This window comes from Nonomuraea sp. K271 (assembly GCF_009908215.1).
GTDB lineage: Bacteria > Actinomycetota > Actinomycetes > Streptosporangiales > Streptosporangiaceae > Nonomuraea > Nonomuraea longispora.
This window is the reverse complement of the sequence record NZ_JAAAHR010000006.1, coordinates 92,408-109,962: the sequence shown is the minus strand read 5'-3', so window position 1 is coordinate 109,962 and position 17,555 is coordinate 92,408. Positions and strand designations below refer to the sequence as shown.

The window sequence follows — 17,555 nt, the reverse complement described above, 5'->3', positions numbered from 1 at the left end:
GTGGGCGGGGTGGCGGTCGACGCCACCTGCCCGCCGCCCTCATCGCCGCCCGTTTCTCCGGGCCCGGCGTCCGACCCCGACCTGCGCAGCAGCCGCATCATGACGGTCTTGGCCGTCGGCCGCCGCTGCGGGTCCTTGGCCAGGCACTGCTGGACCACCTCGCGCAGCGGCCCGTCGAGCGCGCCGAGGTCGGGCTGCTCGTGCAGCACGCGCTGCATCACGGTGTGCGTGCCGTCGGCGCCGAACGGCGCCCGCCCGCAGGAGGCGAAGACCATCGTGGCCGCCCAGGAGAACATGTCGGCCGCGGGCCCCACCGGCCGGCCCAGGACCTGCTCCGGACTCATGTACGCCGGCGTGCCGATCTGCGTGCTGCTCGTCATCTGCACCGGGTCCAGCGTGCGCGCGATGCCGAAATCGATCACGCGCGGCCCGTCGCCGGCCATGATGACGTTGCCCGGCTTGAAGTCACGGTGCACGACCTGGCCCTCGTGGATGGCGGCCAGCGCCGTGGCCGTGCTGATGGCCAGGCGGTCGAGCGCCGGGCCGCCCCGCGGGCCCTCGTCGCGGACGACCCGGTCCAGTGAGAGCCCCTCGACGTATTCACTCATGATGTACGGCCGCCCGTGCTCGACGCCGGTGCTCAGCACGTCGGCGGTGCAGAACGACGCCACCCGCTGGGCGACCTGCGCCTCGCGCAGGAACCGTTCGGCGTTCTCCTCGTCGCCCGACTGGTCGGGCCGGAGCCATTTGATGGCCACGTATGCGTTCATGGGCGTCCTGGCGAGGTAGACGATGCCTTGTCCGCCTTCGCCCAACCTGCCGAGCAGCGGAAGGCCGCTCAGACGCTCGGGATCGCCGGGCACCAGGGGCGTGAAGGATGGCATGCGGTCATTGTGTCCCTACGCAGGGGATCAACAGAACCTTACTCACCAGTATGGTTGGGCTGGACTTCTCAGTCGTCGGGAACCGCGGTGGCCGACCACGCCGCGACAGCCAGCGTCGCCCCCGTCAGCAGCAGCACCCCCGAGACCCCGCTCACCGCGGCCGCGGCCCCGGACACCGCCGGGATCAGCGTCTGGGCCAGCCGGTTGCCCGCGATCCGCAGGGACAACACCGTCCCCTGGGTGCCGGACGGTGTCAGCCGGGTGACCCACACCATCGTCATGGGCTGGCCGAGACCGGCGGCGAAGCCGTACACGGCGGTGAGCCCGATGAGGACGGCGACGGGCACGGGAAGGGGCAGGCCGCACAACGCCAGCGCCGACACCGCGCACGCCGCCACCGTGAGCTTCCTGCGGCCGAGCAGCCGCACCAGCGAACCCAGGTTGATGCGCGACGCCATCGTCATGATCGACCGTGCGGCCAGCATCGCGGTCACCCAGCCGGGGGCGATGCCCCTGCTGTGCGCGAGAGCCGGCAAGTACGCGAGCGTCACGTCGATCGACGCCAGGATCAGCCCGCTGACCAGCAACGCCCGGTACATGCCCGGGATGGCGAGCAGCCGCCGCGCCGGCCAGCGGGTCTCGGACGCGGGCGCCCGCGCGGCGCGGTGATGGCTGCCGAACCCGAACGAGGCCGCCAGCGTCACCAGGCTCGCCACCCCGCACGCGGCGGCGATCGGCTCCAGCGGCGGCGAGAGGGTGCCGGGCGCCGGCGGCATCAGCAGCAGCAGCGGTCCCACGCCCTGCCCCAGGGAGGTGATGAACGTGTAGACGCCGAAGACGGTGTCCATGCCCCGCCGCCGCGCCTGACCCGTCACCGCCGACTGCTCGGCCACCATCGAGAAGATGATGCCGATGCCGAGCAGCGCGGTGGCGGCGATGAGCAGCGCGAGGTGCTCGGAGGCGACGAGGGCGACCGCCGAGGCGCCGGTCAGCGCGGCTCCCCCGATGACCATGCTGGGCCGCTCCCCCACCCGGTCGACGAGCCGGCCCGTGGCCACCGCGAGGATCAGCGGGGGAAGCGCGAACATGGCCGCGAGCACAGCCAGCCACACCGACCCGTACCCGAGCTCGATCACCGCGTACGACAACGACGGCCGCAGCCCGTAGCTGATGACCTGGACCAGGATCGCGTGGACCACGAGCAGGGGCCAGAAGACCCGGCCCGCGGTCATCGCGGATAGGCGGTGCCGTCGATGAGCTTGCGCGCGGTGCGTACGACACCGGTCCTGGTGACGTCGTGCCCGTCGAGCTCGACCTCGACGTCGAGGTAGCCCGTCGGGTGCTCCACCCGTACCCGCGGGCCGTCGGAGAGCTCCGCGATGCCGCCGACCGCGCTGCCCGGCAGCCGCAGCGCCGCCGCCACGCTCGCCGCGCCCAGCACGCCGATCGAGGTGTGGCACCGGTGCGGGATGAAGGTCCTGGTGCCACACGCGCCGCCGGACCGCGGCGGGGACACCATGGTCAGCTTCGGCACCGTGGTGTCGCTGACGTCGCCCAGCCCCATGCGGCGGCCCGCCTCCAGGCGCAGCGCCTCCAGGCGGCGGCGCAGCGGCGCGTCGTTCTCCAGCTCCTCGGGACTCTCCGCGCCCGTGACGCCGAGCTGGGCCGCGGGCATCACCACGACCGGCATGCCGTTGTCCACGCAGGTGACGGTGACGCCGTCGATGACCTCGCTGACGTGTCCCGTCGGCAGCAGCGCGCCGCAGGTCGAGCCGGCCGTGCCCTGGAAGTCGAGAACGACGGGCGCGGCCGTGCCCGGCACCCCCGCGATCGCGACGTCGCCGTCATAGCGGACCTCGCCGCCGGGCGTGCGGACCGTCGCGGCCACGACGCCGCCGGTGTTCGCCATGGTGATGCGTACGGACGTGGTGTCCCGACCCGCCGCGACCAGGCCACGCTCGATGGCGAACGGCCCGACTCCCGCGAGGATGTTGCCGCAGTTCTGCTGGTCCGAAACCAGCGCCTGGTCGACGAAGACCTGGAGGAACAGGTAGTCGACCGAGCCGTCGTCCCCCGGCGACACCACGGCCACCTTGCTGGTGAGCGGATGGGCGCCGCCCAGGCCGTCGATCTGCCGGTCGTCCGGCGAGCCCATGATCCGCAGCAGCAGTTCGTCGCGCTCCTCCCGGTCGCCCGGCAGGTCGTCCGCGAGGAAGTACAACCCTTTCGACGTGCCCCCGCGCATGATCATGCAGGGGATGCCGGTACGCCCGGTCACCATGGGTCTCCGTTCGACGTCGCGGGCCGGGTGTTCTCCAGTGCCTCGATGACGCTGCGCAGGTGGGCGCGCATGGCCTTCTCCGCCCTGCCCTCGTCACGGGCGCAGATGGCCTCGATGATCTCCAGGTGCTGCGGCAGCGACACGGCCGCCCGGCCGGACTGGAGGGCCAGCCGCACCTGATAGCGCGTCAGGTTGCCGCGGATGCGCTCGATGATGTCGCCGGCCGCCGACTGGCCGCTGATCGTCCTGATGAACGCGTGCAGTTCCTTGTTGCAGTTGGAGTATTCGATGAGGTCGCCGGAGGCCTCGTACTGCCGCATCCGCTGCCCGATGGAGCGCAGCTGGGCCGCCTGGCCGTCGGTGACCCTGGCGGCCGCCTTGGCCGCGCAGAGCCCCTCGACGACCATGCGGATCTCGGTGAACTCGATGGCCTCCGCGAGGGTGATCGCCCGGACCCGCGCGCCCCGGTTCGGGATTCGCTCCACCAGACCCTCACTCACCAGGTCGGCGAGCGCGTTGCGCACGTGCGACCTGGAGGCGCCGAGTTGGGCGCAGAGATCCGCCTCGATGAGGCGCTGATTCGGTGCCAGATCCCCCGCGAAGATGGCTTCACGAATCCGGTCCACTACTTTCATTGGTCGGACGTCCCCGATCCTGACTCACGTGATCGCTTCGCCCGGCGGGACGGCCCGCCGGGACTGCCAGAGCATGGCCACCGGTTCGTCAGCCGGTGTAGCCGAAGATCTGCCGCCACCGCTTCGCGTCCTCCTCGACGTACTTGAGCGAGGTCTCGGCGTCCGTCCGGTAGAGCCAGCCGGAGTCGGCGGCCGGGAAGGCCTGGTCACCGACCTGCGGGGCGCCGACGTCCGCGCGCACCGGATAGTCGCCCTGCTGTACGGCGATCCTCTGGGCGTCCTTGGACAGCAGCCAGGCGGCGAACACCTTGGCGGCGTTCGGCGACGGAGCCTGCGAGCCCACGCCCGCGTAGAAGGGGTAGCCGGCCGCGCCCTCCTCGGGCACGGCGATCGTCAGCGGCGCCCCGTCGGCGATGGCACCGACCCCGGTCGCCACCGGCATCGTCGCCACGGACACCTCGCCGCGCGTCAGCGCGTCGGTCTGCCCCGCGGACGAGTCGAAGATGCGCGGCTTGTTGGCGGCGTACTTCTTCAGGTAGTTGTCGCCGATCTTGTCGAACTGGAACCTGGTGAGCGCGGCGGTGCTGCCGCCGGCGCCGACCTGGACGATCCCGAGCTTGCCCCGCCACTTCGGGTCCAGCAGGTCCGCCCAGTTCTTCGGCTCCTGCCCCTTGGGCACGACGGCGTTGTTGAACGCGAACGAGTAGACCCGGTCGAAGCTGGAGAAGTAGAGCCCGTCGTCCTGGATCGCGTCGCCCGCAGCGGTCTTCACCGCGTTCTGCAGCGGGGTCTTCTGGAACGTTCCGGCCTTGGCGAGGGAGACGATGATGTCCTCCCCCGAGATGCGGATCACGTCGGCGCCGAGCTTCTTCGCGCCGACCTCCGAGAGCACGCGCTCGGCGAGCTTGTTCGGGGCCAGCCGGATCGTCTCCACCTCGATGCCGGTCGCCTCCGTGAAGGCGTCGGTGACGGCCTTCTCCGAGTGCTCGCTGCCGCCGGTGTAGAAGACCAGGGAGCCTTCCTCCTTGGCGGCCGAGAACAGCTGCTCGTCGGCGATCAGCTCGCCGCCGACCTCCAGCTTCGCGGCCTCGCCGGTGCCGCCGCCGGACCCACCGCATCCGGCCAGCGCCAGGATCGCGGCGACGGCTGTCGCAAGGGCTCTGCGACCCGTACGGCCAGCATTCATGATGTCTCCCTACGAGAGTTGGGCTATCTCTGCTCGCTGGCGCCGAAACGCCTGGACAAGATGGACAGGGCGAGGATCACCAGGCAGTAGAGCAGGCTCGTGGCGGCCGCCCGCTGCAGGATCCCGTTGTCGAAGTCGTCGAAGATCACGATGGACAACAACCGCGTGTCCGACGTGAAGAGGAACAGCGGCACCGTCAGCTCGCGCATCGACAACATCAGCAGCAGCAGGAAGGTCGAGGTGAGACCCACCCGCAGCAGCGGCGCCGTGATGGTGGCGATCGCACGGGTGCGGGAGGCGCCGTGCATCACGGCGGAGTCCTCCAGGTCGCGGTCGACCTGGCCGATCGACGAGGCGACGCCGCGGAACCCCTGCGGCATCTGCGCCGCGACGAACGCGATCACCATGACGGCGAGCGTCCCGTACACCGGGATCGGCATGATCAGCCACGTCCACAGCAGGCCCAGGCCGAGCACGATCGCCGGGATCGCCAGCGGCAGCATGGACACGTACTCCAGCGACTGGCGGCCCGGCAGCTTGGTGCGCTGCACCACGTACGCCACCGCGAACGCCAGCAGGGTGCCGAGCAGCGCCGCCGCGAGCGACACCACCACGCTGTTGACCGTGGCCCGCTGCGCGATGCTCGAGTCCAGCACGTCGGCGAACGCCTCGACGGTGAACGCGTCCGGCTTGCCGAACGCCCCGAGCACCGTGCCGATGTACGGCGAGTCGTGCAGCGCGACGAACAGCAGCGCGAGCACGGGAAGTACGGTCGACAGGACGAAGTAGCCGAGCCCGGCCAGCAGCGCGGGCAGCCGCCAACCGCCGAGGTCGATCCGGCGCGGCTTCATGCCCTTGCCGGAGACGGTGGTGAAGGCGCGCCTGGCCAGCATGCGCCGCTGCAGCGCGGTGACGACCAGCACGACCACCACCAGGGCGATCGCCACCGCGGCCGCCTCGTTGCCGCGCGAAGGCGTCGAGTTCATCAGCCGGTAGATGTAGGTGGGCAGCGTCTCCACACCGGCGGCCCCGCCGATGATCTGCGACACGGGGAAGTTCTCGATGGTCAGCACGAAGATCAACACGGCCGCGCCGAGGAACGCCGGGGTGACCAGCGGCAGGGTGACCCGGCGCAGCACCTGGCCGAAGGGCGCCCCGTGCACGTTGGCGGCCTCCTCCAGGTCGGGGTTCATCAGGCTGAGCGCGCCGTGGACGAGCAGGAACGCGTAGGGCGCGTAGTAGAGCGCGAGCACCACGATCAGGCCGGCGATGTTGTTGATGTCGACGAACGGCGGCAGCCCGAGGTCGCGCAGCGTGATGTTGGCCAGCCCGGCGTTCTCGCTGCCCAGCACCGACCACGCCAGCGCGCCCACGTACGACGGCAGCAACATCGGCAGCAGGCCCACCAGGTAGAGGAACCCGCGCCAGTACACGTTGGTGCGGGCGGTGACGAAGGCCAGGAAACCGCCGATGAGCAGCGCCAGCACGGAAGCGCCCGCGCCCACGGCGAGCGAGTTGAGCGCCGCCTTCACCGAGCCCGCGCTCGTCACGTTGACGAAGTTGTCGAAGGTGAGCCCGGTGAGGCCGAAGTTGCCGGGCCGCGGGGTGTCCGACGCGAACGCCGACAGCACCACCAGGGCAACCGGCGCGAGGATCAGCAGGGCGAGCACGGCGAACAGCACCCCGGGCAGCGTGATCTCACGCAGCAGGCGCCGGGCGCGTCCGCGCAGCGCGGGCGGCCGGTTCCGTACGGGCTTCTCGGCGGTCTGCGACGTCATCACGCGGCAACTTCCGCGGGCAGCACCCGCATCGCGCCGGCCGGCAGAGACACGGTGACCGCGTCGTTCATGCCGAACGGCCGTCCGGCGGACTTGAGCTGTACGGCGTCCAGTTCCAGCCCGTCGCCGACCCGGACGCGGTAGGCGACGGTAGAGCCCTGGAACGCGAAGCTGACGATCGTCCCCGGCAGCGTGTTGACGCCGCCCTGGCCGCCCGCGCCGAGCAGCACGTCCTCGGCCCGGACGCACAGCCGCAGCGTCTCGGCCGGCTCGTACGGCTCGACCTTGAGCTTCTGCCCGGTGGCGGCCAGCTCGACGCAGGTGGCGTCCCGCGGCGTGACGGGGATGACGTTGTCGACGCCGAGGAACTCCGCGATGGCGGCGCTCTTCGGGTTGGCGTAGATCTCGTGCGGCTCGCCGATCTGCACGATGCGGCCCGCCTGCATGAGGGCGATCCGGTCGGCCAGGGCCAACGCCTCGTCCTGGTCGTGGGTGACGTACAGAGAGGTCAGCCGCAGCCGCAACTGCAGCTCGCGCAGCTCCATCCTGAGCCGGTGGCGCAGCCGGGCGTCAAGATTGGACAGCGGCTCGTCGAGCAGCAGCACCGACGGCTGCATGGCGAGGCTGCGGGCCAGGGCGACCCGCTGCATCTGGCCGCCGGACAGCAGGCTGGCCCCGCGGTCGGCGAGGTGGTCGAGGCCGACGAGTTCGAGCGTCTCGTGCACGGCCTGGTTGATCTCCGCCTTCTTCCTGCCTTTCATCCTGAGTGGGAAGGCCACGTTCTCGAAGACGGTCATGTGCGGCCAGATGGCGTACGACTGGAACACCATGCCGACGTTGCGCTTGTTCGGCGCGCGGTTGATGCCCCTGCCGCTGTCGAAGACCGTCTGGTCGCCGATGGTGATGACGGCCGACGCCGGCGTCTCCAGGCCCGCGATGCAGCGCATGGTGCTGGTCTTCCCGCAGCCCGACTGGCCGAGGAGGACCAGAGATTCCCCCTCGTTCACCGTCAGGTCGAGGTCGGACACCGCGACCGCGTCGCCGTATTTCAGGGTGAGCCCGTGGACGTCGACCTTCATGGTGAGCCCTTCTCGTCGGCCGCCCGGAAGCCGTGCAGGTCGTACGAGAGCCCGCCCGCGAGGTACTGCTCGCGCGCCTTGGCCTCCTTCGCCTCACGGGCCCGGCCGGCCGCCACCACCTCGTCGATCCGCTCGGCGGGTACGACGGCCGCGCCGTCCCCGTCCATGAGCACGGCGTCTCCCGGGCGGATCAGCGTGCCCCCGACGACAGCGGGCCGGTCGATCGTGCCCCGGTGCGCCTTGGCCGCGCCGCGCACCCGGATCCACCGGGCCCAGATCGGCAGGCCGAGCTCGCGCAGCGTGTCCGCGTCGCGCACCGAGGCGTTGATCAGCAGGCCCGCCGCGCCCTGGGCCTTGAACTGGGTGGCGAGCAGGTCGCCGACCACTGCCACGGGCACCGGGTTGTCCATCGTCAGCACGACGACGTCGCCGGGGCGGGTGCGGGCGGCGGCCTCGTGCACGGCGCGGTTGTCGGCCGGGCCGCACACAGCGATCCGCGCGGGTCCCGCGACGGCGGTGCCCGGGATCAGCTGGACGAAGTCCTCGTCGATCAGGCCCTGACGGCCGGACGCCTCGTACACGGTGGCCACGCCGAGGCGGGCCAGCTCGTCGAACCTGCCCTCGCGCCCGCTCACAGCGACCCCACCACGTTCGGGACGATCCGCTGGAACGCCTCGGCGTGCCGGATCGCCTTGTCGCCGGTGACCTTGCGGGCGTGGTTGGCCCGGTGCCCGGCGCGTTCGGTGTAGTACTGCTTCAGGTACGATTGCGCGCTCATCGCGTCCATGGCCTTGGCCTTCGCCTCGAACACCTCGGTGATGTCGACGAACACCGTCGGGACGAACCCGCACAGGTCCGGCTGGTGCGGCTCGAAGACCAGGAACTCCGACGGCGGCGCGGTGCGGAACCCGGCCTCGACGACCGCGCCGGAGGTGAGCAGCCGGGCCTGCGAGACGACCTGGTAGGCCACGGGGTGGTCGGGGTTGAACGGGTCCTTCTCCGGGTGGGTGAGGACGACGTGGGGGGCGTGGTCGCGCATCAGCTCGGCGAGCCTGTCGATGGCCTCGTCGCCCGCGCGCAGTGGGTAGTCGCCCAGGTCGAAGCACTCGTAGCTCGCGCCCACGGCCTGCGCGGCCTCGGTGGCCTCGGCGTGCCGGATCCGCTTGACGTTCTCGACCGTCTGGCCGGGTTCCTTCCACAACTCGCCGGACTCGCCGCGCTCCCCGTACGAGAGCGTCACCACGCGGGCTTCGCCGCCGGCCAGGGTGTGCTTGGCGATGGCGCCCGCCGCGCGCCAGACGAAGTCCGCGCTGTGCGCTCCGACGACCAGCATTCTTCGTACGGTCATGTCTTGGGTTGCCCTTTCGTCGTGGTGGGAGGGGGCCGGTCATTCGTCCAGCAGGGAGGCGAGCCAGGCGCGGGAGGCGTCCATGACCCAGGAGGGCGTGCCGAGCTCCGCAAGGTAGCCTGCGGCGTCCTCAACCTCGTGGACCCGCCGGGCGGCGTGCGCCTTGCTGCCCTGGACCAGCCGGTCGATGAGCTGGTCGACGTCGCCGGACAGCTCGGCCACGATCTGGGCCCGCAGCCACTCCCGCTCGCCCGCGGCGCCGGCGCCGGTCTCGCACTCCAGCATCAGCGCGGCCATGCCCTTCATGAAGACGCTGCGCAGCAGTTTCCTGGCGGCGGCGGCGCCCGCTCCGCCGGGGATGCTCTCGACGGGCACCGCGGCGGGCCGCACGAGGGCGGCGAACGTGTCGGCGCCGGTGCCGCTGGCCATCAGCGGGGTGCGGGCGCCCTGGCGGGGCACAGGCGCCAGCACCGCGACGTCGGCGAACCGCACGTCCTGGGCGGCGGCCAGCTCGGCCAGCGTCCGTTTCAGTGCGGGAGACCCGGTGTTGAAGTCCGCATACACTGCATGTTTCGGACAAGAAGGAAGCGCCTCCTGAGCGAGCGATTCGGCGGCCCTGGCGCCCACGAGGCTGATGACGAGATCGGCGCCGTCGACCGCCTGCTCGGCCGAGGGCACCTGCTCCACGTCGTCGCCGGCCTGCACGTACGGGTCGAAGCCCCGTACACGGAGGCCGGCCGCACGCAGGTCACGTGCGTAGATCCGGCCGGCCTCGCCCAGCCCCAAGATCGCGGTCATTGTCACGCCGGCTCCCAACCATCCTGTTGATGAAACAGTAGCCAGAATTGTTGACAATATAATAGCCAATGTCAACCCTATTTCGGTCTCATGACCGGTTGATTTCCGGACCGCCGCGCGGGCATGCCGCCGGCCAGGGCCCTGCTCGGACGGGGCCCTGGCGTCGCGTCGTGGAGCGGCCGTCAGGGCCCGGCGATCCTGAGGTCCTGCGGGACGATCTCCTCGTACGACGGGAACCGGTCGATCAGGCCGGTCTCGCGGTGGAAGGCGACGGCGGTGTCGTAGGAGGTCCGGGCGAAACCGATCTCCTTCGGGATCTCCTCCCTGATGATCTCGGAGAGCGCGGCGAGCGCCTCCGCATCGGTGCCCTTGAGATATTCGGCCAGCAGCGGCTCCACCTGCGCCGGCTGCTCGTGGATCAGGCGCTGCGCCCGTCCGACGGCCCGCTGGAAGGCCGCGACCTCCTCCGCCTTCTCCTCCATGGTCGCCTGGGTGGTGAACACGACGCCGTGGGCCACGCTCGACAACTGCGGCACGTCGCCGCGGGCCGGCGAGATGTAGTTCCTGCCGATCCCCGCCGCCTCCGCCTGCTGGGCGATGGGCTGGAAGAAGGCGAGCGCGTCCACCCGGCCCGACTTCAGCGCGCCGAGCGCGGCCGAGGTGACGCCGCCCAGGTTGACGAGCTCCGCGTCGGTGTCGGTACGCAGGCCGACGCGGGCGAACAGGTACGTGACCAGCGCCTCCGTGCCGCTGCCCGGCCCGGTGATGCCGATCTTCTTGCCGCGCAGCGCGCGGATCCGGTCGTCCAGCGGCTCCGACTCCCCCGGCCAGCCCGGTTTCCCGCTCACCACGATGTCGACGTAGTACTTGTCGACCAGGTTGGCCGCCAGGCGGGTGCTCTGGTCGACGCCCGACAGGTTGAGCGCGTCGGTCATCACGCCCGCGCCCAGGTCGATGCTGCCCGACTTGAGCGCGGCGGCGACCTTCGCGCCCGTGCCCAGCCGCGGCCGCTCGCCGAGGGTGACGCCCTGCTCCTTGAAGTAACCGTTCTTCTCCGCGACGAACAGCGGGAAGAACGCGACGGAGTTGCTGATCTGGCCGACGTTCAGCACGTCCGCCGGGGCGGTGGAACCGCGCTCGGCGCAGCCGGTCACCGCCACCACGAGGGCGACCAGGGCCGCCGCCAGCGATCGCGGCCGGCGCGCCCCGAAAGGGTGTCCTGTCACGAACGGGGTCATGTGCGCGCCTCCAACGGCTTCCATCTGCCGACCCACCGGTCGAACAGCCCCACGACGAGGTTGAGCAGCGCCGCGATCACGCTCAGCACCACCAGGGTGGCGAACACCCCGGCGGTGTCGAACTGCGCGGCCGCGTCGTTGATGAGGTAGCCCAGCCCTCGGTTCGAGGCCACCAGTTCCCCGATCACCGCGCCGATCAGCGCGTACGGCACCGCGACCTTGAGGCCGGTGAGCATGCCGGTCATCGACGACGGCAGGATCACCTTCAGCGCGATGTCGCGCGTGGTGCCGCCCATCAGGCGCACGGCGTCGACCAGCCCGCGATCGACCTCGCGCACGCCCGCCGCCGTGTTGAGGAACACCAGGAAGAACACCGTGGCCGCGGCCAGCAGCACCTTCATGTTCGTGCCGATGCCGAACCAGACGATGAACAACGGGGCCAGCGCCACCTTCGGGATGGAGTACAGCGCCATGACGAAGGGGTCGAGCACCCGGTACACCCGGGGCGCCGAGGCGAGCAGGAACCCGGCGAGCGCTCCGGCGGCCGAGCCCAGCACGTAGCCGAGCACGATCTCCTCCAGGGTCACCCAGGTGTTGGACCACAGGACGCCGTCCTGGTGCCATTCGATGAGCCGGGTCCAGATCGCGCTCGGCTTGCTGGTGAACGTGATGTCGAACCACCGCTCGGCCGACCACTCCCAGACGGCCAGCAGCACCACGACCAGGGCGAAGCGGCTGAGCGCCACGGTGACCGTGCCGCCGCGCCGCTCCCACCAGGTACGTTCGATCGGGACGGTCTCCGCCGCGGGCGCCGCCGCGGTGTCCGGCGGTGCGCTGCTCATGAGCGGGCTCCCTCTGCCAGTGCGGCCGTCATCTCCCTGTGCAGGGCGACGAAGCCGGGATCGACGCGCATCTCGTCGGCGGCGCGCGGCCGGGGGATGTCGATCTTCCGGTCGAGCACCACGCGGCCGAGCCGCCCGAGCACCACGACCCGGTCGCCCAGCAGCAGGGCCTCCTCGATGTCGTGGGTGACGAAGACGACGGTCTGCCCGCTGCCCTCCCACAACCGCAGCAGCTCCGCCTGCAGGTCGGTGCGCAACTGCGCGTCGAGCGCGCCGAACGGCTCGTCGAGCAGCAGCGTCTCCGGATCCCCGACCAGCATCCTGGCCAGGCTGACCCGGCGCCGCATGCCGCCGGACAACTCGCGCGGATAGTGCCGCTCGAAGCCCCACAGCCCGACCCGTTCGATCAGCTCGGCGGCGCGCTCGCGGCGGCGCGGCGCGGGCACCCCCTTGATCTCCATGGGCATCTCGATGTTGCGCCGCACGTCGCGCCACGGCATGAGCGTGTCGCTCTGGGTGAGGTAGCCGATCTCGGGACGTGGACGCACGATCGGCTCGCCCCGGTAGGTGACCGTTCCCGAGGAGGGCGGGATGAGCCCGGCGAGGAGGTTGAGCATCGTCGACTTGCCGCATCCGCTGCGGCCGAGGACGGTGACGAAGCCCGCCTCCTCGATCTCCAGCGTGAAGTCGCGCAGCGCCACGATGCCCAGGTCGTCCTTGACGAACTGCTTGGACAGCGACTCCAGCCGCAGGATGGCGCTCATGTGCCGGCCTTGGCCAGCCATCGGGAGTTGCGTACCGCCATGGTGTGCACGTCCCCTTCGGTGAAGCCCTCGGCGAGCAGCCGGTCGGCCAGCAGCGCCAGACCGTCCTCCACCGGGGGGTTGAACGGCTGGCCGAGGTCACTGGAGAGCACGGAATGGCAGGGGCCCGCCTCGGCGACGGCGCCCAGCCACGCCTCCCAGGTGACCTTGCCGGTGTAGGGGGTGGTGAAGCAGCGTTCGAGCAGCGCGCCCTTGGCGGCCAGCCGGCGCTGCGTGTCGAGGGCCACCCGCTGCGAGGTGAACTCCGGGTGCGTGACCACGATCCTGCGCACGCCCTCCGCGACGGCCGCGTCCACCACCATCTCGATCTCCGCCGCGCTGAGATGGCCGGTCGCCAGGGTGAGGTCGTGCTTGGCGATCACCCGTAACACCTGACGGGCGCGGTCGAGCACGGCGCCGTCCGCGGCCACGACGTCGACCGGGTCGGCCGCCATGCCCTCGGCTCGGAGGTCCTCCTGCAGCCGCGCCCACATCGGGGGCCTGGCGCCCTCGGGGTCGGCAGCGGTGCAGGCCCGCTGGTTGGCGCTGTCCACGGTGGGCAACCAGACGACCTGGGCGCCGCCGCGCGCGGCCACCTCGACCGCGATGGGGTTCAGGCCGCCGACCGATCCGTTCATGGTGATCGCCCCGACCGCGCCGAAGCCGGGCACGGCCGCGCGCACCACCGCGGCGCGCTCTGTCGTGGGGACGTAGTGGGATTTCAGTACGTAACCGGCCAGCCCCACCTCGGCGAACCGTGGGGCGAGGGTCAGGTCGTCGATACGCCGCGGCATGACGTCGGGGGCCACATGGATGTGGATGTCGTACGCGCCGGCGACGATCTCGCGGGCGCGGCGGGATGGTGTCGGGTGGTCGGCCACAACCGCCTCTTACTGTCGACCCGATGCTGCCGTGATTGTTAACAATCTGTACGACAAACGTCAAGGGGTCGGCACGGCCACTACTGCGGCGGCTGGTGACTCGCCGCCTTCAACGCCTCGATCACGCTGCCCAGATGGCGGCGGACCGCCCGTTCGGCCGCTCGGGCGTCACCGGAGCAGATCGCCTCGATGATGGCCAGGTGCTCCGGCAGCGAGACCGCCGGGCGGCCCGGCTGGAGCGCCAGCCGGAACTGGTGGCGTACGCTCTGGGCGCGCAGCCGCTCCAGCACCCGCTCCGCGGTGCCCTGGCCGCTGAGGGCGCGGATGCGCTGGTGCAGCCGTTGGTTCGCCTCGGAGTAGCCGAGCACGTCGCCCATCGCGACGGCCGCCTCCATCCGGGCGCCGATCCCGCGCAGCTCCGCCGCGTCGTCGGCCTTCGCCCGCTCGGCCGCCTTGGCCGCGCACAGGCCCTCGACCGCCATCCGCACCTCGGAGATCTCGATCGCCTCCTCCAGGGAGACGGTCCGCACCCGCGCGCCGCGGTTCTGCACGCGCTCCACGAGCCCCTCGTTGGCGAGCTGGAGCAGCGCCGCGCGCACGGCGCTGCGGCCGGCGCCGAAGCGCGCGCTCAGGTCGGCCTCCACCAGGCGCTGGTCGGGCACGTATTCGCCCCTGACGATGGCGTCGCGGATCTCTCCGAGCACGGCGTCCGCGTCGCTCTCCCCCCGCCGGGCGGGCACGAAGTCCGCGCTCGCCTCCCGCCGGGCGGGTGCGGGCCCCGCCGGGGCATCGGCGCCGGCCCCGGACGCACCCAGGTCAGCCGACAAGTCAGCACCCCTCCGTACATCGCTCATCTGCTGAGATGTCAGCGATATTGTCACCAATCTTGCCAAAGAAGCGTAGCGACCGGTCAGGCAAGGGAAATATCACCTTTCCAGTGGACGAAAGAGGCACCCTGCCGTCGCGGTGATCAGTGCGGGCGGTGGCCCATGTCCCACGCCCACACCGCGATCCCCACCCGGCTGCGTACGCCCGGCTTGCGCTGGATGTTGGCGACGTGTGTCTCGACCTTTCCCGGCGAACCGAACAACTCGGCCGCTATGTCCGCGTTCGTCTTGCCTTCCGAGACCTGCCCGGCGATCTCGCGCTCCGGAAGGCCCGAGCCGGGTGCGGGGTGGTGAGCAGGTGGGTGAGGTCGAGCCCGTCCATGCGCGGCATCCGGATGTCGACCAGCGCCACGTCCGGTCCGAACCGCCGGGCCAGTTCGAGCGCGCTCACGCCGTCCGCGGCCTCGCCCATCTCGCCCCCCGGTCCTGGTCGCGTCGCGGCGTCGGGCGTCCCGGACGGGCAACCGCCTCGATCGCGGGGCCGGGCACGCGCACGGCGGCCTGTACGCCGACGACCCCGGCGGCGCGGACGGCATCGGTGTCGCGCCGCAGATCCGCGACGTCTGTGCGTCACCAAGCATCAGGGGCACACGGCCGAGCCCTCGTCTCTGCCGTCCGGCAGATTCCGGGGAGGAATCCGAGGTCGTGGGGGCACTTAGTGCGATCACGGGCGAAAGGCAGCCGATGATCCGCGATTAGGCCCTCCTTCATCGAAGAAACTCGGGTTACATTCACGGTGCTTTGCCCTCTCTTACCCCCCTGAGCAGACCGAAGGGAGAGGCATGAGACCGAGAACCGTGATCGCGGCCATCGCCGCTGCGGCGATCCTCCTGCCGTCCGCCACCACGAACGCCGCCGCGACCGTCACCGTGCCGGCCTCTGGGACGTCCGGAGGCGCGGCCCCGCCGCCCGACGACCAGTTCCAGAAGGTGACACTGAACGACCATCCGGGCGAACCCATGGACCTGGCCGTGTTACCCGACTCGAGGGTGCTGCACACCACCAGGAAGGGCGAGGTCTGGCTGCACGACCCGAAGACCGGCCTCAACACCCTGGCCGCGCGGCTCGACGTCTACCAGCACGATGAGGAAGGGCTGCAGAGCATCGCCCTCAGCCCCGGCTTCGGCCAGGGTTCGAAGAAGGACGACTGGGTCTACCTCTACTACTCCCCGCCGCTCGGCACCCCGACCGACGACCCGGCCACGCCGGACGTCAACGAGGGCGACGCCCCTCTCACCGGCACGCCGGACGACTTCGCGCCCTTCAAGGGGCTGATCCGGTTGTCGCGCTTCCGCCTCACCGGCGACACGATCGACCTGCGCACCGAGCAGCGCGTCCTCGACGTGCCGGTGGACCGCGGCATCTGCTGCCACGTGGGCGGCGACATCGTGTTCGACGCCCAGGGCAACCTCTACCTGTCGACCGGCGACGACACCAACCCGTTCGCCTCCGACGGCTTCACCCCGATCGACGAACGGCCCGACCGCAACCCTGCCTTCGACGCCCAGCGCAGCTCCGGCAACACCAACGACCTGCGGGGCAAGATCCTGCGCATCAAGGTACGCGCGGACGGGTCCTACTCGATCCCGCGCGGCAACCTCTTCAGGCCCGGCACGCCACGCGCCCGGCCGGAGATCTACGCGATGGGCCTGCGCAACCCCTTCAGGATCGAGCTCGACCGCTCCACCGGCGACCTGTACGTGGGCGACTACTCCCCCGACGAGCAGGAGGCCGACCCCCGGCGCGGCCCGGCCGGCACGGGCAAGTGGACGACGATCCGCAGAGCCGCCAACTACGGCTGGCCGTACTGCGCGACAGCGCGGCTCCCGTACGTCGACTACGACTTCGCGACCGGCGCGTCCGGCGCGGCGTTCGACTGCGCCGCGCCCGTCAACGAGTCGCCGCACAACACCGGCAGGCGCGAGCTGCCACCGGTCACGCAGCCGCAGGTGTGGTACTCGTACGGGCCCTCGGCGGAGTTCCCGCAGCTCGGCACGGGCGGCATCGGCCCGATGGCGGGCCCGGCCTACGACTACGACCCGCGTGACACGCGCGGCCGCACGGCGGTGGGCTGGCCGGAGTACTACGACGGCGTCCCGCTGTTCTACGAGTGGACCCGCGACTACGTGAAGGCGTTCCACCGTGACGGGCGGATCGAGGACGTGCTGTCCTCGCTCGTCTTCGACAACCCGATGGACATGGAGTTCGGCCCCGACGGCGCCCTCTACGTGCTCGAATACGGCGACGGCTACTTCCAGGAGAACGAGGACGCCCAACTGGCGCGCTACGACCACATCGGCAACACCGGCAACCACACGCCCGTCCCCGCGGCCACGGCGTCGGTGACGGCCGGTCACGCGCCGCTCGCGGTCTCCTTCACCGCCGACGGAACCACCGACGCCGACGGCGACCGGCTCAGCTACGCGTGGGACTTCGACGCCGACGGGCGGGTCGATTCCCGCCGCCCCGAAGGGTCGTTCACGTACGAGGAGAACGGCCTGTACCAGGCCACGCTGAAGGTCACCGACCGGCACGGCAGGTCGGCGGCGACGTCGGTGCGGATCGTGGTCGGCAACGCCACGCCGGTCGTGGAGCTGGTCAGGCCGGTGGACGGGGACCCGTTCACGTTCGGCGACGTCGTGGAGTTCGAGGTGCGGGTCACCGACGACCAGGAGGTCGACTGCGCCGACGTGACCGTGGACTACATCCTCGGCCACGACGACCACGGCCATCCGCAGACGACGGCCCGCGGCTGCACCGGCTCCATCCAGACGACCGAGCCGAGCGGGCACGACCCGGAGACCGACGAGCTGACCGGCGTCTTCGTCGCCACCTACACCGACCCCGGCGGCGACCTGCCCCCGCTGACCGGCACCGACAGGGTCGTGCTCCAGCCCACGCGATAGGAGATCCCC

The 17,555-nt window shown here is 71.1% G+C and carries 18 protein-coding genes; 1 reads left to right on the top strand and 17 read right to left on the bottom strand.

From position 1 onward, the window contains the following. The 17 genes from GUY59_RS03650 to GUY59_RS49780 form a co-directional block, all read right to left on the bottom strand. Positions 1-884 (bottom strand): serine/threonine-protein kinase (locus tag GUY59_RS03650; RefSeq protein WP_161714373.1); only part of this gene is annotated, 884 nt, incomplete at its 3' end. Positions 885-952: 68 nt separating this feature from the next. After that, positions 953-2,116: an MFS transporter gene (locus GUY59_RS03645; RefSeq protein ID WP_132331157.1), complete on the bottom strand. Its 1,164-nt coding sequence runs from the start codon at positions 2,114-2,116 to the stop codon at positions 953-955. Beyond that, entirely contained in the window at positions 2,113-3,165 is a 1,053-nt protein-coding gene (locus GUY59_RS03640; RefSeq protein ID WP_138200286.1) for a 4-oxalomesaconate tautomerase, read from the bottom strand. Before GUY59_RS03640 ends, GUY59_RS03645 begins: the two co-directional genes overlap by 4 nt. Beyond that, positions 3,159-3,800, bottom strand: coding sequence for a GntR family transcriptional regulator (locus GUY59_RS03635; RefSeq protein ID WP_171055349.1), 642 nt, complete (start codon positions 3,798-3,800; stop codon positions 3,159-3,161). Before GUY59_RS03635 ends, GUY59_RS03640 begins: the two co-directional genes overlap by 7 nt. Before the next feature lie 88 nt (positions 3,801-3,888). After that, on the bottom strand, positions 3,889-4,986 hold the full coding sequence (locus GUY59_RS03630) for an ABC transporter substrate-binding protein (RefSeq protein WP_138200288.1): 1,098 nt from the start codon (positions 4,984-4,986) through the stop codon (positions 3,889-3,891). A gap of 23 nt (positions 4,987-5,009) precedes the next feature. Then, complete coding sequence (locus tag GUY59_RS03625) at positions 5,010-6,764, bottom strand: ABC transporter permease (protein ID WP_138200289.1); 1,755 nt, start codon at positions 6,762-6,764, stop codon at positions 5,010-5,012. After that, positions 6,764-7,843 (bottom strand): ABC transporter ATP-binding protein, encoded by a 1,080-nt coding sequence (locus GUY59_RS03620; RefSeq protein ID WP_132331167.1) that lies wholly within the window; start codon positions 7,841-7,843, stop codon positions 6,764-6,766. The genes GUY59_RS03625 and GUY59_RS03620 overlap by 1 nt, the downstream gene beginning before the upstream one ends. After that, positions 7,840-8,478, bottom strand: coding sequence for a dimethylmenaquinone methyltransferase (locus GUY59_RS03615; RefSeq protein ID WP_138200290.1), 639 nt, complete (start codon positions 8,476-8,478; stop codon positions 7,840-7,842). Before GUY59_RS03615 ends, GUY59_RS03620 begins: the two co-directional genes overlap by 4 nt. Continuing rightward, entirely contained in the window at positions 8,475-9,191 is a 717-nt protein-coding gene (locus GUY59_RS03610) for a PIG-L deacetylase family protein (RefSeq protein WP_138200291.1), read from the bottom strand. The genes GUY59_RS03615 and GUY59_RS03610 overlap by 4 nt, the downstream gene beginning before the upstream one ends. Positions 9,192-9,230: 39 nt before the next feature. Next, positions 9,231-9,989, bottom strand: coding sequence for an NAD(P)-dependent oxidoreductase (locus tag GUY59_RS03605; protein WP_138200292.1), 759 nt, complete (start codon positions 9,987-9,989; stop codon positions 9,231-9,233). Between the two features lie 182 nt (positions 9,990-10,171). Next, positions 10,172-11,227, bottom strand: a complete 1,056-nt coding sequence (locus GUY59_RS03600; RefSeq protein ID WP_138200293.1) for an ABC transporter substrate-binding protein — start codon at positions 11,225-11,227, stop codon at positions 10,172-10,174. Then, positions 11,224-12,069, bottom strand: coding sequence for an ABC transporter permease (locus tag GUY59_RS03595; RefSeq protein WP_138200294.1), 846 nt, complete (start codon positions 12,067-12,069; stop codon positions 11,224-11,226). Before GUY59_RS03595 ends, GUY59_RS03600 begins: the two co-directional genes overlap by 4 nt. After that, positions 12,066-12,833 (bottom strand): ABC transporter ATP-binding protein, encoded by a 768-nt coding sequence (locus GUY59_RS03590; protein ID WP_132331179.1) that lies wholly within the window; start codon positions 12,831-12,833, stop codon positions 12,066-12,068. The genes GUY59_RS03595 and GUY59_RS03590 overlap by 4 nt, the downstream gene beginning before the upstream one ends. Then, positions 12,830-13,753, bottom strand: a complete 924-nt coding sequence (locus GUY59_RS03585) for a DUF6282 family protein (protein ID WP_138200295.1) — start codon at positions 13,751-13,753, stop codon at positions 12,830-12,832. Before GUY59_RS03585 ends, GUY59_RS03590 begins: the two co-directional genes overlap by 4 nt. Before the next feature lie 80 nt (positions 13,754-13,833). Next, positions 13,834-14,580, bottom strand: coding sequence for a GntR family transcriptional regulator (locus tag GUY59_RS03580; RefSeq protein ID WP_236666793.1), 747 nt, complete (start codon positions 14,578-14,580; stop codon positions 13,834-13,836). A 143-nt stretch (positions 14,581-14,723) separates the two neighbouring features. Beyond that, entirely contained in the window at positions 14,724-14,843 is a 120-nt protein-coding gene (locus GUY59_RS03575; protein ID WP_236666792.1) for a hypothetical protein, read from the bottom strand. A gap of 8 nt (positions 14,844-14,851) precedes the next feature. Next, the gene (locus GUY59_RS49780; protein ID WP_161714372.1) at positions 14,852-15,052 is read right to left on the bottom strand and encodes a response regulator; all 201 of its coding nucleotides are present in this window, start codon (positions 15,050-15,052) and stop codon (positions 14,852-14,854) included. 370 nt (positions 15,053-15,422) lie between these two features. On the opposite strand from GUY59_RS49780, the gene GUY59_RS03565 reads away from it, so the two are divergent. Continuing rightward, positions 15,423-17,546 carry a PQQ-dependent sugar dehydrogenase gene (locus GUY59_RS03565; protein ID WP_138200297.1) on the top strand — a complete coding sequence of 708 codons (2,124 nt, stop codon included), beginning with the start codon at positions 15,423-15,425 and terminating at the stop codon, positions 17,544-17,546. Positions 17,547-17,555: the final 9 nt, after the last annotated feature.